1 pseudogene is annotated in these 641 nt (G+C 54.3%); it reads left to right on the top strand.

Annotated features, from left to right (window positions below):
• A pseudogene (locus tag QMN38_RS27240) lies at positions 1 to 626 on the top strand (IS1-like element IS1B family transposase); the annotation flags it as partial.
• Between the last annotated feature and the right edge of the window lie 15 nt (positions 627 to 641).

Raw genomic sequence — 641 nt, 5'->3', positions numbered from 1 at the left:
GCCGGACATCAGCGCTATCTCTGCTCTCACTGCCGTAAAACATGGCAACTGCAGTTCACTTACACCGCTTCTCAACCCGGTACGCACCAGAAAATCATTGATATGGCCATGAATGGCGTTGGATGCCGGGCAACCGCCCGCATTATGGGCGTTGGCCTCAACACGATTTTCCGCCATTTAAAAAACTCAGGCCGCAGTCGGTAACCTCGCGCATACAGCCGGGCAGTGACGTCATCGTCTGCGCGGAAATGGACGAACAGTGGGGATACGTCGGGGCTAAATCGCGCCAGCGCTGGCTGTTTTACGCGTATGACAGGCTCCGGAAGACGGTTGTTGCGCACGTATTCGGTGAACGCACTATGGCGACGCTGGGGCGTCTTATGAGCCTGCTGTCACCCTTTGACGTGGTGATATGGATGACGGATGGCTGGCCGCTGTATGAATCCCGCCTGAAGGGAAAGCTGCACGTAATCAGCAAGCGATATACGCAGCGAATTGAGCGGCATAACCTGAATCTGAGGCAGCACCTGGCACGGCTGGGACGGAAGTCGCTGTCGTTCTCAAAATCGGTGGAGCTGCATGACAAAGTCATCGGGCATTATCTGAACATAAAACACTATCAATAAGTTGGAGTCATTACC

Origin of the sequence: Citrobacter sp. R-1.5.2, from assembly GCF_035064245.1 — a bacterium.
Classification (GTDB): domain Bacteria; phylum Pseudomonadota; class Gammaproteobacteria; order Enterobacterales; family Enterobacteriaceae; genus Citrobacter.
This window is presented reverse-complemented; position numbering and strand designations above follow the sequence as displayed.